The organism is Streptomyces sp. NBC_00252 (genome assembly GCF_036187565.1).
In the GTDB taxonomy this organism is placed as follows: domain Bacteria; phylum Actinomycetota; class Actinomycetes; order Streptomycetales; family Streptomycetaceae; genus Streptomyces.
On sequence record NZ_CP108087.1, the window covers coordinates 2,091,359 to 2,113,941 of the forward strand.

The window sequence follows — 22,583 nt, forward strand, 5'->3', positions numbered from 1 at the left end:
GACAGGAATTCAACAAGCGGGCGGCTAGCGCAGCGCGGGCTCGTCCAGCGTCAACGTGCCTTCCTCCGCGTCGAGTTCGGCGCTCACACCGAGCGGTATCGTCAGCGCCCCGTCGCAGTGCCCGAACCCGAACTCCTCCACGACTGGGACGCCGAGTCCGCCGAGCCGGTCGACGAGCACCGGGCGCAGCTGCTCGTACGGTCCGCAGCGGTCCCACGATCCGAGGACGATGCCCGCGACGCCGTCGAGCCAGCCGCTGCGCAGGAGTTGGGTCAGCATCCGGTCGACGCGGAACGCCTGTTCACCGACGTCCTCGATCATCAGCAGTCCGCCCCGCGCACCGGCCGCCGCGTGCGGGGTGCCGAGGTCGGAGGCGAGCAGGGCCAGGCACCCGCCGAGCGTGACGCCGCGGGCCCGTCCCGGCACCAGCGCGCCGCCCCCGCCGGGGACCGCCCGGATGGTCCGTACGGACTCCGGGTCGAAGAGGGTCGCCCTCAAGTGCTCCTGTGCGCGGGCGTTCTTGACGAAGTCGGCACCCGAGGCGACGGGCCCGTACAGCGTGACCAGTCCCAGCCGGGTGGCGAACGCCTGCTGGAGCACGGTGGGGTCGCTGAAGCCGACGAACACCTTCGGTCCGGCGGCCCGCATCGCGTCCCAGTCGAGCAGGTCGACCATGCGCTGGACGCCGTAGCCGCCGCGGGCGCACAGGACGGCGGACACGGTCGGGTCGCACCAGGCGTTCTGGAGATCGGCGGCGCGGTCGGCGTCCGTGCCCGCGAGATAGCTCAACTCGCCCTGCCGGTCGAGCACATGGGGTGCCACGACCGGGTCGAGGTCCCAGCCGCGCAGGATGTCGAGTCCTGCCTGCAGCCGGTCCTCGGACACCGGTCCGCTGGGTGCGACGACGGCCACGCGGGCGCCGGGGGCGAGTCGGAACGGGCGGACGAGCGTGGTCACTTGGTGAGCTCCAGGGTGGGGACGCCGGGCGGTTCGATGCCGAAGACCTGGGCGTAGAGGGAGAGTTCGGCCTCCAGGGCGCGGATCATGGTGTCGGCGCGGCGGAAGCCGTGACCCTCGCCCTCGAACGCGAGGTAGGCGTGCGGGACGTGGCGTCCGCGCATCCGCTCCAGGAAGCGTTCGCACTGGACGGGCGGGCAGATCACGTCGGCCAGGCCCTGCATCAGCAGGAAGGGGGCGGTGACCCGGTCGGCGTGCTCGACGGGTGAGCGCTCGACATAGCGGGCGGGCACCTCGGCGAGGGGGCCGACCAGGCTCTCCAGGTACCGGGACTCGAAGTCGTGGGTCTCCCCCGTGGCCCAGTTGGCGAGGTCCAGGACGGGATAGATGATCGTGCCGCAGGCGTAGACGTCGGTGGCGACGAGGGACGCGGCGCTGGTCCAGCCGCCCGCGCTGCCGCCCCGGATGGCGAGCCGGGCGCGGTCGGCGGTGCCCTCGTCGGCGAGGGCCTGCGCGACGGCCGCGCAGTCCTCGACGTCGACGACGCCCCACTGCTCGCGCAGCCGGTTGCGGTACGCGCGGCCGTACCCGGTCGAACCGCCGTAGTTGACCTCGGCGACACCGATGCCGCGTGAGGTGAAGTAGGCGATCTCCAGGTCGAGGACGAGCGGGGACCGGCTGGTGGGTCCGCCGTGCGCCCAGACCACGTACGGCGGCAGTTCGTCGCCGGGTGCGGCCCAACTCGGGTTGTGCGGTGGGTAGATGTGGGCGTGGATGTCCCGTCCGGCGGGACCGGTGAAGACGCGGATCTGCGGTTCGGGGTAGTGCGCGGGGTCCACCGGGTCGTCGTGGGCGGCGCCGATCACCCGGGCTCTGCCGGTGCGGGTGTCGAGTTCGACGACCTCGAAGGCGCTGCGCGGGCTTGCCCCGACGCCGACGATCCGCTCGCCGTTCACCGCGAGGGTGGACGAGAACTCGGTCCAGGGCCCTGCCGCGTCGACGACTTCGCCGGTCTCGGGGTCCAGTACGCCGAGGGCGGTGGCGCCCCGGCCGTGCACGACGGCGATCAACCCGCCTTCCAGGGGCGCGAACCAGCGCTGGCCGAGCTTCCACAGCGGTCCGCCGAACTCCTCCTCGCGGGCGCACAGCGGCCGGTGATCACGGTAGAGGTTCCACCAGCCGGTGCGGTCGCTCGCGTAGAGCAGCGAGCCGTCGAAGGCCCAGTCGACCTGGGCGATCGACTCGTCGGGCCCGCCGGCGACGGTCCGGGGCGTCCCGAAGCTGCCGTCGTCCGCGATCTCGGCGAGCAGCAGCTCGGTGCCGTCCCACGGCATCCGGGGATGCTCCCAGGCGAGCCACGCCGCCTTCCGCCCGTCGGGCGAGACACGCGGCCCGGACACGAACCGGTGCCGGTCGTCGGTGAGTTCGCGTACGGCCCGGCGGTCCTCGGCGGCGGACCCGTCCAGCGGTACGGCGGCCAGGACGCGCCGCACATCGCCGGGGGCCTCGCCGGTGAACTCCTCCAGCACGCACCACACTTCACCCAGGTCCGGGCGCACCTGCGGTTCCGCCCAGCGGAGTCCGCCGCCCACGCGGGACACGGGGGTGAGCGGGCGCGGTTCGCTCCCGGGGTCGTGGCGGTACAGGCGCTGGTCGGTGAAGTTCACGAAGACCACGAGGGGTTGACCGTCCTGGACCGTGCCGGCCCAGGGCTGTCCGCCGTACTCGATGACGCGGCTGCGGACGTTCCACGGCGCGGGCAGAACCGATTCCTCGGAACCGTCCGCGTGGCGGCGCACCAGGGTGCGGCGGCCGCCCTCGGTGGGGCGTGGTTCGGTCCACCAGGCCTCGTCGCCGACGAAGCCGACGTACTCGGGGTGTCCGTCGTGCGCGGCGGCGAGGGCCGCGTCGATGGGCGAGGGCCACGAACCGTAGGCCAAGGTCTGCACGTTCTCCCCCACTTGCTAGGCCGTCCTCAGGAAGCGGTCCAGAACGCGGACGCCGAAATGGAGTGCCTCGACGGGGACGCGTTCGTCGACTCCGTGGAACAGCGCCTGGTAGTCGAAGCCCTCGGGGAGCTTCAGCGGTGCGAAGCCGTAGCCGGTGATGCCGAGCCGCGAGAACTGCTTGGCGTCGGTGCCGCCGGACATGCAGTACGGCACCACATGTCCCTCGGGTGCGAACTCCTCGACGGCGGCCCGCATCCGGGCGTAGGCCGGGGAGTCGAGCGGTGCCTGGAGGGCCGCTTCGCGGTGGTGGAACTCCCAGTCGACGTCCGGTCCGGTGAGCCGGTCCAGGGTGGTGCGGAACTCGTCCTCGCCGCCCGGCAGATAGCGTCCGTCGACGAAGGCCACGGCCTCGCCCGGGATCACGTTGACCTTGTAACCGGCGTTCAGCATCGTCGGGTTGGCGCTGTTGCGGACCGTGGGCTCGACGAGTTTCGCCGCCGGGCCGAGCTTGGTGAGGAGTCCGTCGACGTCGTCGAGGTCGGCGTCGATGCCGTAGAGGGCGGCGAGTTCGGTGAGGGCCGCGCGGACGGTCGGGGTGAGCCGCAGCGGCCACTCGTGTTCGCCGATGCGGGTGATGGCGGCGGCGAGGCGTGTGACGGCGTTCTCGTGGTTGACCTTGGAGCCGTGGCCCGCGCGGCCGTGCGCGGTCAACTTCAGCCACCCGGTGCCGCGTTCACCGGCGGCGATGGGGTAGATCTCGCGGCCGGAGCCGTCGTGGAAGGTGAACGCGCCTGATTCGCTGATGCCTTCGGTGCAGCCCTCGAAGAGCCCGGCGTGCCGGTCGGCGAGGAATCCGGAGCCGTCCTCGGCGCTGGCCTCTTCGTCGGCGGTGAACGCGATCACGAGGTCGCGTCGCGGTCGTACGCCCAGGCGGGCCCAGGCGCGGACGACGGCGAGGATCATCGCGTCCATGTTCTTCATGTCGACCGCGCCGCGCCCCCAGACGACGCCGTCGCGGACCTCCCCGGAGAAGGGGTGCACGCTCCACTCGTCGGCCTGGGCCGGCACGACGTCGAGGTGACCGTGCACGAGCAGCGCGTCCGCCGAGGGGTCGGTGCCCTCGATGCGGGCGACGACGTTGGTGCGGCCCTCGGTCCGTTCCAGGAGGGTGGGTTCGAGCCCGGCACCGGCCAGTTGTTCGGCGGCGTACTCGGCCGCGGGTCTCTCCCGGCAGTCGCCGCCGCCCCGGTTGGTCGTGTCGATGCGGATCAGGTCCGAGGTGAACGTCACGACCTCGGCCAGGGCCCGCTCGTCGATGTCAGCCATACTGCTCCTCCACCGCGGCCGAGACGATCGTGGTGACCGCCTTGAAGGTCCGGATGCCGTCGTACATGGTGTCGTGGGTGTACGCCACCTTCCGCTCCCCGACCCGCGCGACGCCGGGGACGACGGTGGCGGCCATCGCCAGGTGCTCGGCGTCGAACTCCAGGGCGACGGTGAACGGGCCGCCCCGCACCGGTTCCTGACGGACCGCCAGTTTCGCCGCCTCCTTCGCCGCCCCGCGGATGTCGGCGGCCGTCCTGGCCGGGGTCCGGCACACGGCCGCGTAGCGCGACACATGGTCCTTGACGGCCACCTTCAGCGCCCCGGGCGCGTACCCGAGGGCGTCCTCGCAGGCCACGTCGTCACCCGTGACAAGGACCACCGGTACCCCGTACTCGGCGACGACATGCGCGTTGAGGAGGCCCTCGCTGGCGCGGACGTCGTTCAGCCACACGCCGGTGATGGAGTTGGCGAGGTAGGTGTGGGCGAGGACGCCCTCCATGCCGGCGCCCGCGTGGTAGCCGACGAACGCGATGCCGTCGACGTCGCCGTGCTGCACGCCCTCCACCATCGAGAGGGACTTGTGGCGTCCGGTGAGCATCTCGGTGCGCTCGTCGAGCCGTTCGAGCAGGAGGTTGCGCATCGTCCAGTGGGCCTCGTTGACGAGCACCTCGTCGGCGCCGCCGTCGTAGAAACCGAGGACGGCCGCGTTCACGTCCGAGGTGAACATCGCACGGCACCGCTCCCACTGCGGTGTCCCCGGCAACACGTCGGCCGGCCAGGTGACGCCGGTCGCACCCTCCATGTCGGCGCTGATGAGGATCTTCATGGGGCATCACGTTACGCGTCGACGGCGAATCCGCCAGGAAGAAGCGGTACGGAATTGAACGACGTTGGATCGCGCAAGAATTTGCGTGTCTTGCGTTCACTTTCGTTCAGCGACCGCAAGTACGCGCAAGCCAACCCGGGTGTCACTGCGGGATGATGAGCGCTTCTGGTGAATATTGCGCTGTTCCAGCTGTAGACCCTCTCCCATCGCTCTGCAATATTTCGATGAAACAACGCAAAAACCTGCCTCTCAGAGGCAGCACGCACCACGTCACCTCGCACCTTTCTGCTCCTGCACCACTCCCCCAGGAACGAGCCGCCCTCGCCGCCCCACCGGTGCGCGAGCCTCCGCAGGAAGTGACCCCGTATGAACAGACCGGCACGACACAAGCAGAGATCCCCGGGACGGAGCACGGCGATCGCCGCGCTCGCCTCCGCCGTGATGGTGCTGGGGCTGCCCGCCGTGAGCGCCCACGCGGCCGGCGGCCCCAACGTCGCCGCGGACGCCAGGACCACGGCGGGCAGCACCCGCGGCGCGCACAAGGCCACCAACATCACCGACGGCGACACCGACACCTACTGGCAGGCCGGGAAGAAGTCGGCCCAGTGGGTGCAGACCGACCTCGGCAGGAGCAAGCGCGTCCGGCAGGTCGTGCTGCGGCTGCCCGAGGGCTGGCAGACCCGCAAGCAGACGCTGGCGCTCCAGGGCAGCGACGACGGCAAGAGCTTCGCCACGCTCAAGTCCTCGGCGCAGTACGTCTTCAGCCCCGGCGACGACAACACCGTGAAGATCTCGGTGCCCTCGACCCTCGCCCGGTACGTGCGGGCCGACTTCAGCGCCAACTCGGTCGCCGGAACGGCCCAGTTGGGCGAGATGCAGGTCCTCACCACCACCGCCTCGACCCCCAACCTCGCGCAGGGCAAGCCCTTCAGCGAGAGCGGGCACGCCGATGTGTACGGCGCGGCCAACGCCGGTGACGGCAACCGCGACACGTACTGGGAGAGCACCAACAACGCCTTCCCGCAATGGATCCAGGTCGACCTGGGCTCGTCGGTCAAGGTCAACCAGGTGACGCTCAGGCTCCCGGGCAACTGGCCGAGCCGCAGCCAGACGCTCAAGATCCAGGGCTCGACCGACAACCAGAACTTCGGCGACCTGACGGCGTCGAAGGCGTACACCTTCGACAGCTCCACCGACCAGTCGACGACCATCTCCTTCGACGCGACGACCACACGCTACGTACGCGTGCTGATCACGGCGAACACCGGCTGGCCCGCAGGGCAGTTGTCGGAGCTGGAGGTCTACGGTCCGGCCACCGGTGACACCCAGGCGCCCACCGCGCCGACGAACCTGAGCTACACCGAACCGGCCACCGGGCAGATCAAGCTGACCTGGAGCGCGGCCACCGACGACACCGCCGTGACGGGCTACGACGTCTACGCCAACGGGCAGTTGAGGTCGAGCGTCGCCGGGAACGTGCTGACGTACACGGACACCCAGCCGGCCGGCAGCGACATCACGTACTTCGTGCGGGCCAAGGACGCGGCGGGCAACGTCTCCGCCAACAGCAACAGCGTGACGCGCAAGGGCGCGGGCGGCGACACCCAGGCGCCGACGGCTCCCGGCAACCTCGCCTACACGCAGTCCGGCAGCGACGTGAAGCTGACCTGGCAGGCGTCGAGCGACAACGTCCAGGTCACCGGGTACGACGTCTACGCCAACAACCAGGTGATCAAGTCCCTCGCCGGCACGGTCACTTCGTACACGGACACCCCGTCGGCGACGGCGACGGTCACCTACTACGTGAAGGCGAAGGACGCCGCGGGGAACGTGTCGGTGGCGAGCAACAGCGTCACCCGGGCCGGTTCCGGCGGTGGCTCCGACCTCGCTCAGGGCAAGCCGATCGACGCCTCGTCGTACACCTTCACCTATGTCGCGGCGAACGCCAACGACGGTCAGGTGAGCACGTATTGGGAGAGCGGGGGCGGCGCGTACCCGGCCACCCTCACCACCAAGCTGGGAGCCAACGCCGACCTCAGTCAGGTCGTCGTGAAGCTGAACCCGGACGCCGCGTGGTCGACGCGCACCCAGAACATCCAGGTACTCGGGCGTGACCAGGACGCGACCGCGTTCACGAGCCTGGCGGCCGCGAAGGACTACACGTTCAACCCGTCGAGCGGCAACACGGTGACCATCCCGGTCTCCGGCGCCGCCGCCGACATCCAGCTCAAGTTCGCCTCCAACAGCGGTGCCCCGGGCGCGCAGGTCGCCGAGTTCCAGGTGATCGGCACCCCGGCCGCCAACCCGGACCTCAAGGTCACCGGCATCACGCACACGCCCGCGGCCCCGGTCGAGTCGGACGCCATCAGCCTCACGGCGACCGTCACGAACAGCGGCAGCAAGGCGTCCAAGGCCACCGACCTGAACTTCACGCTCGGGGGCACCAAGGCCGCCACGGCGGACGTCCCGGCCCTCGCGGCGGGCGCGTCGGCGACGGTCACGGCGAGCATCGGCGCGCGGGACGCTGGCAGTTACCCGCTCGGCGCCGAGGTGGACCCGTCGAACAAGGTCATCGAGCAGAACGAGGGCAACAACGTCTACACCGCCCCCGACGCGCTCGTGGTCAAGCCGGTCTCCAGCTCCGACCTGGTCGCCGCACCGGTCGCCTGGACCCCGTCCAGCCCCTCGGCGGGCGACAACGTCACCTTCACCGTGGCGATCAAGAACCAGGGCACGGTCGCCTCGGCCTCCGGCGCCCACGGCGTCACGCTCACCGTCCTGGACGGCAGCGGCAACACCGTCAAGACCCTCACCGGCTCCTACAACGGCACCATCGCGGCCGGCCAGACGACCGCACCGGTGAGCCTCGGCACCTGGACGGCCGTCAACGGCAAGTTCAGCGTCAAGACGGTCATCGCCGACGACACCAACGAACTCCCGGTCAAGCGGACCAACAACACCACCACACAACCCCTGTTCGTCGGCCGCGGCGCCGACATGCCGTACGACATGTACGAGGCCGAGGACGGCACGGTGGGCGGCGGCGCCCAGGTCGTCGGCCCGAACCGCACCGTCGGCGACATCGCCGGTGAGGCGAGCGGCCGCAAGGCCGTGACCCTCAACTCGACCGGCCAGTACGTCGAGTGGACCACCCGCGCGGCGACGAACACCCTCGTCACCCGCTTCTCCATCCCCGACGGCACCGACTCGACGCTCGACGTCTACGTCGACGGCCAGTTCCTCAAGGCCATCGACCTGACCTCCAAGTACGCCTGGCTGTACGGCAACGAGACCGCGCCCGGCAACTCGCCGAGCGCCGGAGCCCAGCGCCACATCTACGACGAGGCGAACCTCCTGCTGGGCAAGACGGTTCCGGCGGGTTCCAAGATCCGGCTGCAGAAGGACGCCGCCAACTCCTCGACGTACGCCATCGACTTCATCAACACCGAGCAGGCGACGGCGACTCCGAACCCGGACCCGGCCGCCTACGCGGTCCCGGCCGGCTTCTCCCAGCAGGACGTGCAGAACGCGCTCGACGCGGTCCGCATGGACACCACGGGCAAGCTCGTCGGTGTCTACCTGCCCGCCGGTGACTACGAGACCTCCAGCAAGCTGCAGGTCTACGGCAAGGCGGTCAAGGTCGTCGGAGCCGGGCCGTGGTTCACCCGCTTCCACGCCCCCGCCTCGCAGGAGAACACCGACATCGGCATCCGGGCCGAAGCCACCGCCAACGGCTCCTCGTTCACCGGCTTCGCCTACTTCGGCAACTACACGTCCCGCATCGACGGCCCCGGCAAGGTCTTCGACTTCTCCAACGTCTCCAACATCACCATCGACAACATCTGGGTCGAGCACATGGTGTGCATGTACTGGGGCGCCAACACCGACAGCGTGACCATCAAGAACTCCCGCATCCGTGACACGTTCGCCGACGGCATCAACATGACGAACGGCTCCACGGACAACCACGTCGTCAACAACGACGCCCGCGCCACGGGCGACGACAGCTTCGCGCTCTTCTCGGCGATCGACGCGGGCGGCTCCGACGAGAAGAACAACCTGTACGAGAACCTGACGTCGACACTCACCTGGCGTGCGGCCGGTATCGCCGTCTACGGCGGCTTCGACAACACCTTCCGCAACATCCGGGTCGCCGACACCCTGGTCTACTCCGGCATCACGATCTCCTCGCTGGACTTCGGCTACCCGATGAACGGCTTCGGGACCGATCCGACGACGATCGAGAACGTCTCCCTGGACAGAACGGGCGGCCACTTCTGGGGCTCCCAGGTCTTCCCCGCCATCTGGGCGTTCTCCGCCTCGAAGGTCTTCCAGGGCATCCGGGTCAACGACGTCGACATCGACAACTCCACGTACGGCGGAGTGATGTTCCAGACCAACTACGTCGGCGGGCAACCGCAGTTCCCGGTGAAGGACACGATCTTCACCGACATCTCCATCACCAACTCCAAGAAGAGCGGAGACGCGTTCGACGCCAAGTCCGGCTGGGGCATCTGGGCCAACGAGCTGCCCGAGCCCGGTCAGGGACCCGCCGTGGGTTCCGCGACCTTCGTCAACCTGCGGATGAGCGGCAACGCTCAGGACATCCGCAACACCACGTCCACCTTCACGATCAACGTGCAGTAGCGCAGACCATCACCCCATGAAGCGGGGCCGCCCCACCTGACAGGGGCGGCCCCGTTTCCCTGTGCTTCCGTGCCTACCAGCCGACGGCGACCAGGAGCCACTGCGGGTTGGCGTGCGAGATGAACGAGGACTGGCCCGCGACATCGTCGTAGGGGAAGCCGTAGGCAAGCTGGTTGATGGCGTTGTCGTGCCAGAACTTGGCGTAGTAGTTGGCGGGGGCGGCCTTGTAGAACTGCGCCGGGTCGGACTGCTGCGACGCCGGCAGGGTGGCCACATGGCGGTTGAGGGCGGCGCACATGGTGGGGTCGGCGGCCAGCGAGCCCGCGCACCCGAAGATGTCGGAGGTCGCCGCGTTCACGCCCACCGACTGGGCGTACGACGTGAAGTAGTTGGCGTTGGCGCCGCCCGCGCGGAAGCTCGGGTCGCTGCCGGGCGCGATGATCCGGTACGGCGCCTGGGTCTGGGCCAGCACCTTGAACTGGCTCGGCACCGCGTCGGTGAACCGCTGGAAGGTGGTCGCGCGGTCCTCGGCGAAGGTCGCCCGGTTCTCGCCGACCTCGGTGTCGTACCCGTCCTTGCTGTGCAGGCGCATGGCGAGTTTGAGGCCGAAGGCGTCGACGCGGGTGGTGTTGCCGTTGAAGACGTTGTTGCCGACCGTGAACTCGATGAAGTCGTAGTAGGAGCTGGTGGGCGAGCCCAGGTAGAAGTACATGCGGCCCGCGGAGTTGGCGGGCATGTCGAGGTAGGGCTGCTCGGCGATGGAGTGCGTCTGCCCGTTGAAACTCCAGTACACCTGGCTGTCCGGGTACTTGCCGTTGGTGCGGTTGAGGATCTTCACCTCCACGGCGTTGTTGGCCGCCGGGATGTCACTGGTGCTGCCCCAGAAGGAGTCGGGCGGGGTGGTGCTGCCGGGGCCGTAGACCTGGAACTCCCAGAGGGAGTAGCCCCATTGGGTGGCGCGGGCGGTGCCGTAGACGCGGACGTAGCGGCCGCTGCCGGTGACGGTGAGGTTCTGGGTGCCGCCGGTGGCGGTCGTGGTGGAGTAGACGGTGGTCCAGTTGGTCGCGTCGGTGGAGGTCTGGATCTGGTAGCCGCTGGCGTACGCGGCCTCCCAGTTCAGTGTGACGCGGGAGATCTGCTGGACCGAGCCGAGGTCGACGCGCAGCCACTGCGGGTCGGCGAAGGCGGAGGACCAGCGGGTGCCGGTGTCGCCGTCGACGGCCGCGCTCGCGGGGAAGGCCCCGCTCTCGGTCGAGGACGCGGCCGCGGGCCGTCCCTGGGACAGGAGCTGGTCGGCGGCTCGGGCGGGCGTGGGGCTCAGGGCGGCGAAGCAGGCGAGGATCAGGACGACGACGAGACCGAGTGCGGTACGCGGGCGTACGGCCGCGGCCGGAGGTCTGGCGGACAACTGCATGGAGGGTCTCCTCAGCGGGGTCGGGAGCGCTCTCCCCGGGTTGTAGTCCCGCCCCTGCCCGCCGTCAACAACTGAAGCCGAATCAGCGGCAGTTCGGCACTGCCGACCCTCACGACGGAGCATCCGTTCAGGACCCGACCACAAGCCCGATCGCGACCCGCCACGTTCCTCCATCACTTGACGCGTCCGGTATGGACCTTTCCGTACGGTGGCAGAGTGGTCACCGGAACACCGCGCACGCGGCGGAAACAGCCTTGGGAGAGAAGTCCGTTGAACACCGGAACCCCGGTCCCCGACAGCTACTACGAACGCATCGACGAGCACCGCTACAAGCCCACGGCCCACGCGGGCGGCGCCTGGGACCCGGACGAGCTGCACTTCAGCCCGCTCGGCGGGCTCGTCGTCCACGCCATCGAGCGCCAGGTGGCGGCGCAGCGGCCGGGCGAGGGGCTGGTGATGGCGCGGGTCGGCTACGACATCCTGGGGCGGCTCGCCCTCGACGAGTGCGAGATCCGGGTGGACGTCGTCCGGGCCGGCCGCACGATCGAGCTGGTCGAGGCCGTGGTGCTGGTCGCCGACCGGCCGGTGGTGCGGGCCCGCGCCTGGTTCCTCGCCGCGGTCGACACCGCCGCCGTCGCGGGCGGCACCGGCGAACTCCTGACCCCGCCAGCGGAGTTGGCCCCCTGGGAGATGAGCGCGCTGTGGCCAGGGGGCTACATCGCCTCCCTGGACGTACGGCCGCTCGCGCCGCCCCGGCCGGGCCGTACGACCGCCTGGGTCTCCACCCGGCACGCCCTGGTCGCCGGTGAGCCCAGCAGCCCGCTCGCGTCCTATCTCGCGCTCGTCGACACCGCGAACGGCATCGCCGTACGGCAGCCGCCGACCGCGTGGATCTACCCGAACGTCGACCTCACCGTGCACCTGCACCGCCAACCCGAGGGCGACTGGACCGGGTTGGACACGACGGTCACCTTCGGACCCACCGGGCAGGGGCTGACCAGCACCGTGCTGCACGACGTCCACGGCCCGGTCGGGCACGCGCTGCAGATCCTCACGGTGCGGCCCGCGCCGCCCCGTTGAGCGTGCTCGGGCCCCTCAGCCCGCCACGGGGAGCGCTTGCCAGGCCGTCTCGGGGTCGAGGGGCAGGTCGGGCCTGGACCGCTTGAACTCGGCGGCCAGGGCCTCGACGTCCGGGAGTTGGGCGACGGACGCGGCGAATCCGCGGAACAGGGTCGAGCAGTACTCCCCCGACAGGAACGCGGCGTCCCAGCTGCCGTCGGGCCGCACCCACTGGTAGGTGTGGTGGTGCAGGTTGAGGAACTGGCGGGTGGCCAGGTGCGGTTCGACCGCGCGGAAGGTGCCCGCCTCGACCGCCTCCGTGAGCAGGCCGGTGATCAGCAGCTCGAAGTCGGCGCGTTGGCCCAGCACCGTCTCCAACTCGGCGCCGCTGAGGCTGCGGTGGTCGTGCTCGTAGACCCGGATGTGGTCGAGCCTGCGGAAGATCGTCGTCAGCAGCGACTCGGAGAGCAGGCGCAGCCGCAGCAGCGGTGGCTCGTCGAGGGCCGCGATCTCCTGGGCGCGGGCCAGCAGCGGGTCGAGGACCCGGGACTGGATCTCGATGAGGAGGTTCTCCTTGGAGCCGATGTAGTAGTACAGGGCGCCCTTGGCGAGTCCGACCGCACGGCCCAGGTCGTTGATGGAGGTCGCCGCGTAGCCCTGGCGCGCGAACAGGGACGCGGCGGTGTCGATGATCTTCTGGCGCCTGATCTCGAAGCCCGGCCCATGACGACTCGGCGGTCGTGGCATGTCTGTTCCCCCTGACGGTGACGGCGTGCGGGCCGTCCCGGACCCGCGCGGGCGCCGGTTGGTGGCACGCCCAGGGCATCGCACCACACCGGCACGGGCTCCGCGCAAGGGACCCGCGCCGGGAGATGTGCCGCCCTCAGCTCGCGCGGCTCGCGATGTGCCACTTCGACGGCAGTTCGATGCGTGCGCCGTCGGCCCTGAACTCGGTTGTGAGCAGCGGGAGTTCGCCGCTCGCGAGAATGGTGAGACCGGCCGCGCGGAGGTATTCGGGCACCGCGTCGTCGGCGACCTCGCCGGGCGCGATGCCGTGGCGGAAGACCGGGGCGAGTTTCGGCGGCGGTCCCGCCGGGTCCTGGGCGAGTGCGCCGAGGAGCGGGCGGGCGGCCTCCGCGAGTTCGACGAGGAAGACATGGCCGCGCTCCCCCACCAGCGTGGCGACTCCGTCGATCAGCGGCTGCCGGTCGTCGGGGTCGGCCTGGTGCAGGACGCCCCTCATGTAGACGTTGGCGTCGCCGAGTTCGGCGTGCAGCGCCTCCACGTCGGTCTTGTCGGTGGCGTCCAGCACCCGGTACGTGGCCTGCCCTGCCGGGTCGGCCTGCCGGGCGTGGTCGACGGCCGCGGCGGACAGGTCGGCGCCGACGACATGGGTGAACCGGTCGGCGAGGAAGCGGGTCTGCGTACCGTTGCCGCAGCCGAGGTCGACCATCTGGAGGCCGGGGTCACGCAACTTCGGTTCGAACAGGGCGAGATGGAGCGCCACGGTCTGCGCCGGGGCCGCGTCCCAGAAGACGGCCCCCTGCCCGTCGGGCGCCTCGCGCCAGAAACCTTCCCAGGCCTCCCGGTACCGACTCGACACGCTCATGCCCAACTCCCCAGGTTGCGAGGCCGTTCCGCCGTAAGTGACGGGCCAGTACGGTCTATCGCGCCCCGGTCCCGCTCACAAGGACACGGCGCATACCTTCACCGCTCATTCGATCCGTGTACGCCGGTGTGCGCCCCGTACGCCCCCGGGGCCACCTGCGATTCAGCGGCGGGGCAACGTCAGTTCGAACCACACGGTCTTGCCCGTGGTGGTACGGCTGGCGCCCCATTCGCGGGCGAGGACGCCGACGACGTGCAGGCCCCGGCCGAACTCGGCGTCGGGGCCGGCGGCGAGCAGGGACGGCAGGGTGGGGTCGTCGTCGTCCACCTCGCACAGCAGGGTGTCGCCGCGCACCAGACGCAGGGTGATCCCCCGGCTGCCGGAGTGCCGTACGGCGTTGGTGACCAGCTCGCCCGCCAACAGGGCGGTGGTGTCGGCGAGTCGGGCGAGTCCCCACTCGTGGAGCTGTTCGCCGACCGCCGCGCGGGCCCGGCCCGCCTCGGCCGGGTCGGGGGTGAGCCGCCACTCGGCGACGTCGTCCGGCTCGATGCCGTTGAGGCGGGCCATCAGGAGGGCGACGTCGTCCTTGCGGCCGCCGCGCGTGTTGAGGGAGCGGATGATCGTGTCGCAGGCGTCGTCCATGGACGCGGCCGGATGCGCGGCCGACTCGGACAGGGTCGCGAGTCCTACGCCGATGTCCTCGCCGCGCACCTCGACGAGACCGTCGGTGCACATCACGAGCCGGTCGCCGGGCTCCACCCGGACCCGGATCGCCTCGAAGGGCACCCCGCCGACGCCGATGGGCGCGCCCGTGGGCAGGTCGAGCAGCTCGCTGCGGCCGTCCCCGGCGTGCACGATCACCGGCGGGATGTGGCCCGCGTTGGCGAGGTGGAGCTCGCCGGCGATCGGGTCGTAGACGACGTAGAGGCAGGTCGCGAGGTACGAGTCGCCGAGGCGCTGGGCCAGGTCGTCGAGGTTGCGCAGGAGTTGGGCGGGCGGGAGGTCCATGGCGGCCATGGTCTGCACGGCGGTGCGCAACTGGCCCATCATCGCGGCCGAGTTGAGGCCGTGGCCCATGACGTCGCCGACGACGAGCGCGGTGCGGGCGCCGGGCAGTTTCACCGAGTCGAACCAGTCGCCGCCGACCCGGCCGAGCAGGGTGCCCGGCAGATAGCGGGTGGCGATGTCGCAGCCCGCCATGCGCGGCGGGATGTGCGGCAGCATGCTGTCCTGGAGGGTCTCGGCGACGGACTCCTGGTAGGTGTACATGCGCGCGTTGTCGAGCACCAGGCCCGCGCGGGCGGCGAGTTCGGCGCCGGTGACGCGGTCCATGTCGTTGAACTCGACGCGCTCCGGGTGGCGCAGCAGGATCATGAAGCCGAGGACGACGTTGCGGGCCTTGAGCGGGACGACGAGCATGGAGCGGCCGGTGATCAGCGGCCGGATGTCGCGCTTCTCGAACTGCGAGGCGATCATGTGCCCCATCTGCTCGCTGATGCGCGGCACGAGGACGGGGTCGCCGCTGGTCATGCACTGGAAGAACGGGGTGTGCGCGGGGAACGGCATGGCCTCGCCGACGGGGACGACGTCGTCCCAGCGGCCGGGTTCGTCGGTGTGTTCCAGCGCGACCCGGTGCCACATGGTGGTCGTGTCGGGCACGCCGTCCGGGAACCCCTCACCGGCGACGACCTGTTCGCGGAGGTAAGTGCCCGCGACGTCCGTGAACTTGGGGACGACGGCCTTGCTGACCTCGATGATGGTCTGCGCGAGGTCGAGCGAGGTGCCGATGCGTCCGCTGACCTCGTTCAGGAACTCCAACCGCTCGCGTACGGCGACGTATTCGAGGTCCTCGCCCTCGTCCGCGGCGTCGTCCGGGAGGGGAAGCCCTTCGGCGGCGGCGAGGGCGGCGCGCTCGCGGCGGGCCCTGCGCTCTGCGCGGCGGGCGACGCCCCAGTCGGGGGTCACCGGCACCCGTTCGTTCTGGCTGAACTCCAGGACGGGATAGCCGAGTTCGAGGACCTGCCCGACGATGCGGGCGCTCTCGCCGACGCTCATGCTGGGCAGGATCTCGGGGAGCCTGCGGGCGAGTTCGTCGGCACCGGGGAAGTCGGTGTGCAGGGCGAAGCCGGGGGCGATGCGCTCGAAGGCGCCGTCCGTGCCGGGAAGGTCCTGGCGCAGGCCGCCCGCGTCGGCGGCGAGCACGAGGAGCCGCTCCTGCCCGGGGCCGACCAGGGGGTAGGCCCACCACAGGACGTCCACGCGGTCCCGCTCGGGCACGGTGAGGCGGGCGCGGCCCGCGGCGGGGTAGGACAGGCGTCCGTCGAGGGAGGACTCCAGGTCGGGTCCGAGGCCGTCGTAGTGGGCGAACGCGCCCTGGGAGCCGGTGTCCTCGTCGTCGGGCAGCGCGCCGGAGACGGGAAGCAGGTCGACCGCGGTCTGGCCGATGGCCTCTTCCTTGGTGACGCCGAAGAGGCGCCGGGCGCCCCGGCTCCAGTGGGAGACGAGTCCGGCGCGGTCGACCAGGATCACGGCCAGCGGGACCCGGCCCGCCGCGGTGTGTTCGAGCACCACGTCGTCCCCGGCCCCGCGGCCGGGAAGTGTCTCCCGCTCGGTGCCACGGTCCATGGCCCAGGCCCTCTCTCCCCACGGCTCCGGAAGATCTGTGCCGCCACCGACCACGCTACGGGGGCGGCCGGTGGCGATGTGTGGCAATCCCGGAATTGGTCCCGATCCGTCGCACCGGCGCGCGCCCCCGCGCGGGGCTCAGTCCTCGTGGCCGAGCTGGAGATCGCGCTCGGTGCGTCCCCCGCCCGCCACTTGGAGCACGGTGGCCACGGGCGGGTACCCGGCGGCGATCACCGTGTACTCGCCGGAGGACAGGTCGACGAACCGGAACGTGCCGTCCGGGCCCGTGGTGAGGGTGTCGACGACGTTCCCCGCCGCGTCGAGGAGCGTCACGCGCGCGTCCTCGACGGGCCGCCCGCCGCTCGCCCTGACCGTGCCGCGCAGCACGGCACCGCCCGCGAGTTCGACGTCCTGGCGGGTCTCACGGGACGCCTGGACGCTGACGGGGAGCGCGGCCGGGCGGAACGCGGGCGCGCTGGCGGCGAGGGTGTACTCGCCGGCCACCAACTCGCTGATGACATAGCCCCCTTCGCGCCCGCTGCGGGTGCTGGCGACGACCTCGCCGTGCACGTTGGTGAGCGTCACGGCGGCCTCCCGCACCGGGGTGCCGTCGGCGGTCAGCACGCTCCCGGCGAGGCGTCCGGCGCCGCCGAGGACGACGTCGAGCTCGACGGGCCGCTCGCCGACGGTCACGGACACCGCCTGCGGCTGGTGGCCGCCGGCCGCCGCGATCAGCACGTACGACCCGGAGCCGGGCGTCGACAGCGCGTACCGTCCGTCCGCGCCGCTGGCGCCGCGCCCGATCTGCTGTCCTGAGACGTCGATGAGGGTCAGCGCGGCCCGGGGCACGACGGTCCCGTCGGGGTGCTGCACCGTGCCGCAGACGGGAATGCCGGCGGCGTACGACGAACGGGCCTGCGGGATCGGGGAGTTGAGGGGCGCGGCCTCGGACGTCTCGGCGGGGGCGTTGTGGGACTCTGCAGCTTTCAACAGGGGGGTCTCCTTGAGAAAGATCGCGATAGCCAGCCCAAGGGCGAGCACCGGCACCAGGTAGAGGAAGATCCGCGGCATGGCGTCGGCGTACGCCTGGATGTAGGCGTCGCGCAGGGCGGGGGGCAGCGTGTGGACGAGCTGCGGGGTGATGGACTCGGGGTCGGGGAGGCCGCTGCCCGCGGGGATGCGGACGCGCAGCGCGTCGGTGAGCCGGTCGGCGAACAGGGTGCCGAAGATGGCGGCGCCGACGCTGCCGCCGATCTGCCGGAAGTAGTTGTTGGCGCTGGTGGCGGTGCCGAGGTCGGCGGGCCGTACGGAGTTCTGCACGGCGAGGACGAGGACGGGCATCACCATGCCGATGCCGGCGCCGAGGACGGCCATCCAGATGCTGTACTGCAGCCGGGAGGTGTCGACCTCCAGCCGGGACAGCAGCCACATGCCGAGGGTGGCGAGGGCGCTGCCGAGGACGGGGTAGATCTTGTACCGGCCGGTGTGGCTGATGAGTTGGCCGGAGATGATGGACGCGCCGACGATCCCGCCCATCATCGGCAGCATCAGCAGTCCCGACTCGGTGGCGCTGGCCCCGTCGACCATCTGCAGGAACGTCGGCAGATAACTGGCCGCCCCGAACAGCGCGACGCCGATCACCAGGCCCACGAGGGCGGTGATGTTGAAGACGGCGTCCTTGAACAGCCGTAGCGGGATGAGGGGTTCGGGCGCGAAGCGCTCGGCGACGAGGAAGAGGACCGCGGCGGCCACCGCTCCCGCGCCCAGCCCGAGGATGACGCGCGAGCCCCACGCGTACTCGGTCCCGCCCCAACTGGTCAGCAGCACCAGGCATGTCGAGGCGGCGGCGAGCAGCGGAGCGCCGAGGAAGTCGAGGCGCGCCTTGACGGTGGGCTTCGGCAGTTTCAGTACGACCGTCACGACGGCGAACGTGACCACGCCGAACGGCACGTTGATGTAGAAGCACCAGCGCCAGGAGAGGTGGTCCGTGAAGTAGCCGCCGAGCAACGGGCCCGCCACGGAGGCGAGTCCGAAGGTGGCGCCGATCAGGCCCATGAACCGGCCGCGCTCCCGGGGCGGCACGATGTCCGCGATGATCGCCTGCACGCCGATCATGAGTCCGCCGGCGCCGATGCCCTGCACCGCGCGGAACGCGATGAGTTGGTCCATGGACTGGGCGCGGCCGGAGAGCGCGGAGCCGATGACGAAGACGCCGATCGCGAACTGGAACACGCTCTTGCGGCCGACGAGGTCGCCGAGTTTGCCGTAGACCGGGAGGCCGACCGTGGAGGTGAGGAGGTAGGCGGTGATCGCCCAGGACATCTTGTCCAGGCCGTGCAGTTCGCCGACGATCTTCGGGAGCGCGGTGGCGACGATCATCTGGTCGAGGGCGGCCAGCAGCAGCGCGAGCATCAGGCCGAGGAACACCAACCGCACGCGGCGCGGGCCGAGTTCGGCCTTCTCGACGGGGACGGGGACCGGTGTCTCCGGGGGCGCCGGGACCCGCTCGTCCTGCACCAGAGTCGTCCCGCCCACGTACCGCTCCCCTCGTCGCGCCTGCCGCACAATTCCCGCTTTAGGCGACAACTGCGAGCAAGCGCGACGAGTTACGGCGTACGCCCGGCTCGAACGGAGATCCACTCGAACCGGTGAGGGGCGCGTGACAGGGTCAACACGCCCTGGGGAGTTGGGCTTTGACGCCCGCTCCCTTTGATCGACCTACTTCTCCACCTCGGCGGCGAGCCGGGCGAGGACCAGGTCGTAGATCCGGCCGAGGCCCTTGGGGGCGAAGGTCCGCTCGAAGAAGCCGCCGATGCCTCCGGCGCCGTTCCACGTGCTGGTCACGACGACGCGGGACGCGCCCTCGCCCGCCGGGGTGACCCGCCAGGTGGTGACCATGGTGGAGTTGCGGTCCTTCTCGACCAGTTCGCCGTCGGTCGGCTCGGTGACCTCCAGGAGGCAGTCGCGGACGCGCTTGCTGGTGGCCTGGAGCTTCCAGTGGACGAGGGTGCCCTCGCCGTCGCCGCCCTCGCGGACCTCGTACTCGCTGAACTGCTCGGGCAGCACCTTCGCGCGCGTGCCGCTGTAGTCGGCGAGGGCGTCGAAGACCGCCTCCGCGTCGGCTGCGACGACCCGCTCGGTAGTCGCCTCGACCTGCGCCATCGGTTTCCTCCAGGACATGAGTTCTCGGGGTGGGGGCAAGCCAACCACCCCCGCCCACGGCCGCCCAAATCGGGGTGCCCCAGCGTGACGGAAGGGATCGGGAATGCCCCTTGCACAGTAATTCGAACAAGTGTTTCACTCGGGTGGCAGGCCTACTTAGGAGGCGTCATGCGCTGGGAGAACCTCACCGCGGAGTCCGGCGGCCACAGCCGGGCGGCCGATGCCGCGCTGTTCGGCGCGGACGCCGTGGTCAGCCGTACCTTCGACACACCCGAGTTCCGCGGGATCACCTTCCACGAGGTGCGGGCCCGCTCGATCATCAACCGGGTGCCGGGGGCCTCCCGCATGCCCTTCGAGTGGACGGTCAACCCGTACCGGGGCTGCTCGCACGCGTGCGTCTACTGCTTCGCCCGCAAGACCCACAGCTATCTGGACCTCGACACCGGCCTCGGCTTCGACTCGCAGATCGTGGTCAAGGTGAACGCGCCGGACCTGCTGCGCCGCCAGCTCGGCTCACGGCGCTGGCTCGGCGACCACATCGCGATGGGCACGAACGTCGACTGCTACCAGCGCGCGGAGGGCCGCTACCGGCTGATGCCGGGCATCATCGGCGCCCTGCGCGACCACGCGAACCCCTTCTCGATCCTGACGAAGGGCACGCTGATCCTGCGCGACCTGGACCTCCTGGTGCAGGCCTCCGAGGTCACCGACGTCGGCATCTCCGTCTCCGTCGGCTTCACCGACCCCGCGCTGTGGCGCACGGTGGAGCCCGGGACGCCCTCCCCGGAGCGGCGCCTGGACGTCGTACGGACCCTGACCGAGCACGGCATCGGGGTCGGGGTCCTGATGGCCCCGGTGATCCCCTTCCTGAGCGACCACCCGGCCCAACTGCGCGCCACGGTAAGGGCGATAGCGGCCTCCGGGGCGACCTCGGTGACGCCCCTGGTGCTGCATCTGCGGCCCGGTGCCCGCGAGTGGTTCATGGCCTGGCTCGGTCAGCACCACCCGCATCTGGTGCGGCGGTACGAGCGGCTGTACGCGGAGGGGTCGTACGCCCCGAAGTGGTACCAGCGCCGGATCACCCGTCAGGTGCACGACCTGGCGCAGGAGTACGGCATCGGTCCCGCGCGCGCGGGGATGCCGCGCCGGATCTCCGAGCCGGCCGAGGCAGCGGATTCGCCGGTGTCCGAGCCGACGCAGCTGTCGCTGATCTGAAGGCGTCCGGCTCACGGCGTTCGAGGGCATCCGGCGGCCCAATCGGGTCAAGTATCGGCGGAACAGGTTCTTCCGGGTGCCCACTCCGGGACGATGCGGCAGGGACCGTGGACTCACGGTCCTCTCCCCTCCGTCCTGGGAGGACGTATGAGAAAACGCGCAGCCGTACTGTGCGGTGCCGCCGTCGTCGTGGCCGGGACGGTCACCGCTCTTCCCGCCGACGCGAGCACCGCGCACCCCACCACGACGACCGTGCAGCCGGCGAAGCCCACCTGGAAGAAGTGCGCCACCACCAACTATCCGACGCTCCAGTGCTCGAGCGTCCAGGTGCCCCTCGACCACACGAACCCGCACGGGAAGCAGATCACGCTCGCCCTGTCCCGCGTCCCGCACACCGCGAAGACCTACCAGGGCCCGCTGCTGGTCAACCCCGGCGGCCCCGGCGGCAGCGGACTGACCCTCGCGGGCTTCGTCGCGTCCTCGCTGCCCAAGGCGGTCGCCTCCCAGTACGACGTCATCGGCTTCGACCCGCGCGGCGTCGGCAAGAGCACCCCGGCCCTCGACTGCAAGCCGGGCTACTTCAACCCGGTGCGCCCCGACTCCGTGCCGAGCACCCCGGCGCTGGAAAAGGCCAACCTCGCGCGCGTGAAGGCCTACACGGCCGCCTGCGGCAAGAAGTACGCGAACCTGCTGCCGTACATCGACACGGTCAGCGCCGTACGCGACATGGACTCGATCCGGGCCGCACTCGGCGCCCGGAAGATCAACTACTTCGGCTACTCGTACGGCACCTACCTGGGCGCCGTGTACGCCAAGCTCTACCCGGAGCGCGTCCGCCGCCTGGTGCTGGACTCCATCGTCGATCCCACCGGGGTCTGGTACGACGACAACCTCGGGCAGGACTACGCCTTCAACGACCGCCAGCAGGCGCTCATGGCGTGGATCGCCAAGTACGACTCCACCTACAAGCTCGGCACCGACCCGGCCAGGATCGAGGCCAAGTGGTACGCGATGCGCGCGGCCCTGACCAAGAAGCCGGCCGACGGCAAGGTGGGGGCCTCCGAGCTGGAGGACACCTTCATCCCGGGCGGGTACTACAACGGCTACTGGCCGTATCTCGCCGAGGCGTTCGCGGCCTACGTGAACGACAAGAACGCCGATCCGCTGGTCGAGGCCTATGAGAACTACGCCGCGATCGACGCCTCCGGGGACAACGGGTACAGCGTCTACACGTCGGTGCAGTGCCGTGACGCGTCCTGGCCGCGCGACTGGAACCAGTGGCGCAGGGACAACTGGGCGGCCTACGACAAGGCGCCGTTCATGGTCTGGAACAACGCCTGGTACAACGCGCCGTGCGCGTTCTGGCCGACGCGGACGAAGGAGCCGGTCAACATCGCCAACGGCAAGCTGCCGCCGGTGCTGCTGTTCCAGGCGACGAACGACGCGGCCACTCCCTACGAGGGCGGCGCGACGGTCCACCGGATGCTGGCCGGGTCGAGTCTCGTGGTCGAGGAGGGCGGCGGGAACCACGGCATCACGCTGAGCGGGAACGCCTGTCTGGACAAGTACCTGTCGACGTATCTGAGCGACGGCAAAATGCCGCGCGGTGGCCGTGAGGTCGACGCGGTGTGCCAGAAGACGCCCGACCCGAAGCCGCTGACGTCGGCGAAGTCGGCGACCAGCACGGCACACGGTTCGACGCTGCACGGCCTGCTGGGCTTCCGCGGCTGAGACCGGCCCGCCGGCCTCCCCGGGGGCGGGAATCCTCGTTGTCGGACCCGTGGTCCACCATGG

The 22,583-nt window shown here is 70.6% G+C and carries 14 protein-coding genes; 4 read left to right on the forward strand and 10 right to left on the reverse strand.

Features of this window, described 5'->3' with window-relative positions; genetic code table 11:
- Positions 1 to 24: 24 nt before the first annotated feature.
- From OHT77_RS09080 to OHT77_RS09095, 4 genes are read right to left on the reverse strand one after another with little or no spacing between them, the layout of a single operon-like run.
- Entirely contained in the window at positions 25 to 957 is a 933-nt protein-coding gene (locus OHT77_RS09080; protein WP_328827600.1) for a S66 peptidase family protein, read from the reverse strand.
- Positions 954 to 2,906, reverse strand: coding sequence for a prolyl oligopeptidase family serine peptidase (locus OHT77_RS09085; RefSeq protein WP_328834192.1), 1,953 nt, complete (start codon positions 2,904 to 2,906; stop codon positions 954 to 956). Before OHT77_RS09085 ends, OHT77_RS09080 begins: the two co-directional genes overlap by 4 nt.
- 15 nt (positions 2,907 to 2,921) lie before the next feature.
- On the reverse strand, positions 2,922 to 4,232 hold the full coding sequence (locus OHT77_RS09090; RefSeq protein WP_328827601.1) for a M20/M25/M40 family metallo-hydrolase: 1,311 nt from the start codon (positions 4,230 to 4,232) through the stop codon (positions 2,922 to 2,924).
- Complete coding sequence (locus OHT77_RS09095) at positions 4,225 to 5,058, reverse strand: M55 family metallopeptidase (protein WP_266774072.1); 834 nt, start codon at positions 5,056 to 5,058, stop codon at positions 4,225 to 4,227. Before OHT77_RS09095 ends, OHT77_RS09090 begins: the two co-directional genes overlap by 8 nt.
- A gap of 366 nt (positions 5,059 to 5,424) precedes the next feature.
- On the opposite strand from OHT77_RS09095, the gene OHT77_RS09100 reads away from it, so the two are divergent.
- On the forward strand, positions 5,425 to 9,705 hold the full coding sequence (locus OHT77_RS09100; protein ID WP_328827603.1) for a discoidin domain-containing protein: 4,281 nt from the start codon (positions 5,425 to 5,427) through the stop codon (positions 9,703 to 9,705).
- Positions 9,706 to 9,778: 73 nt separating this feature from the next.
- Here the strand turns inward: OHT77_RS09100 and OHT77_RS09105 are convergent, their stop codons facing one another.
- Positions 9,779 to 11,119, reverse strand: a complete 1,341-nt coding sequence (locus tag OHT77_RS09105; protein WP_328827604.1) for a beta-1,3-glucanase family protein — start codon at positions 11,117 to 11,119, stop codon at positions 9,779 to 9,781.
- Positions 11,120 to 11,389: 270 nt separating this feature from the next.
- Here OHT77_RS09105 and OHT77_RS09110 point away from each other — a divergent pair, with 270 nt between their 5' ends.
- Positions 11,390 to 12,199, forward strand: a complete 810-nt coding sequence (locus OHT77_RS09110; RefSeq protein WP_328827606.1) for a thioesterase family protein — start codon at positions 11,390 to 11,392, stop codon at positions 12,197 to 12,199.
- 15 nt (positions 12,200 to 12,214) lie between these two features.
- On the opposite strand, the gene OHT77_RS09115 is transcribed toward OHT77_RS09110, so the two are convergent.
- The 5 genes from OHT77_RS09115 to OHT77_RS09135 form a co-directional block, all read right to left on the reverse strand.
- Positions 12,215 to 12,925 carry a TetR/AcrR family transcriptional regulator gene (locus OHT77_RS09115; protein ID WP_328827607.1) on the reverse strand — a complete coding sequence of 237 codons (711 nt, stop codon included), beginning with the start codon at positions 12,923 to 12,925 and terminating at the stop codon, positions 12,215 to 12,217.
- A 136-nt stretch (positions 12,926 to 13,061) separates the two neighbouring features.
- Entirely contained in the window at positions 13,062 to 13,787 is a 726-nt protein-coding gene (locus OHT77_RS09120) for a class I SAM-dependent methyltransferase (protein WP_328827608.1), read from the reverse strand.
- A gap of 162 nt (positions 13,788 to 13,949) precedes the next feature.
- Positions 13,950 to 16,412 (reverse strand): ATP-binding SpoIIE family protein phosphatase, encoded by a 2,463-nt coding sequence (locus OHT77_RS09125; protein ID WP_328827610.1) that lies wholly within the window; start codon positions 16,410 to 16,412, stop codon positions 13,950 to 13,952.
- A gap of 138 nt (positions 16,413 to 16,550) precedes the next feature.
- Entirely contained in the window at positions 16,551 to 18,947 is a 2,397-nt protein-coding gene (locus OHT77_RS09130; RefSeq protein ID WP_328827611.1) for an MFS transporter, read from the reverse strand.
- Between the two features lie 183 nt (positions 18,948 to 19,130).
- Entirely contained in the window at positions 19,131 to 19,574 is a 444-nt protein-coding gene (locus tag OHT77_RS09135; protein WP_328827612.1) for an SRPBCC family protein, read from the reverse strand.
- A 168-nt stretch (positions 19,575 to 19,742) separates the two neighbouring features.
- On the opposite strand from OHT77_RS09135, the gene OHT77_RS09140 reads away from it, so the two are divergent.
- Complete coding sequence (locus tag OHT77_RS09140; RefSeq protein WP_328827613.1) at positions 19,743 to 20,789, forward strand: Rv2578c family radical SAM protein; 1,047 nt, start codon at positions 19,743 to 19,745, stop codon at positions 20,787 to 20,789.
- 147 nt (positions 20,790 to 20,936) lie between these two features.
- Positions 20,937 to 22,520: an alpha/beta hydrolase gene (locus OHT77_RS09145; protein ID WP_328827614.1), complete on the forward strand. Its 1,584-nt coding sequence runs from the start codon at positions 20,937 to 20,939 to the stop codon at positions 22,518 to 22,520.
- Positions 22,521 to 22,583: the final 63 nt, after the last annotated feature.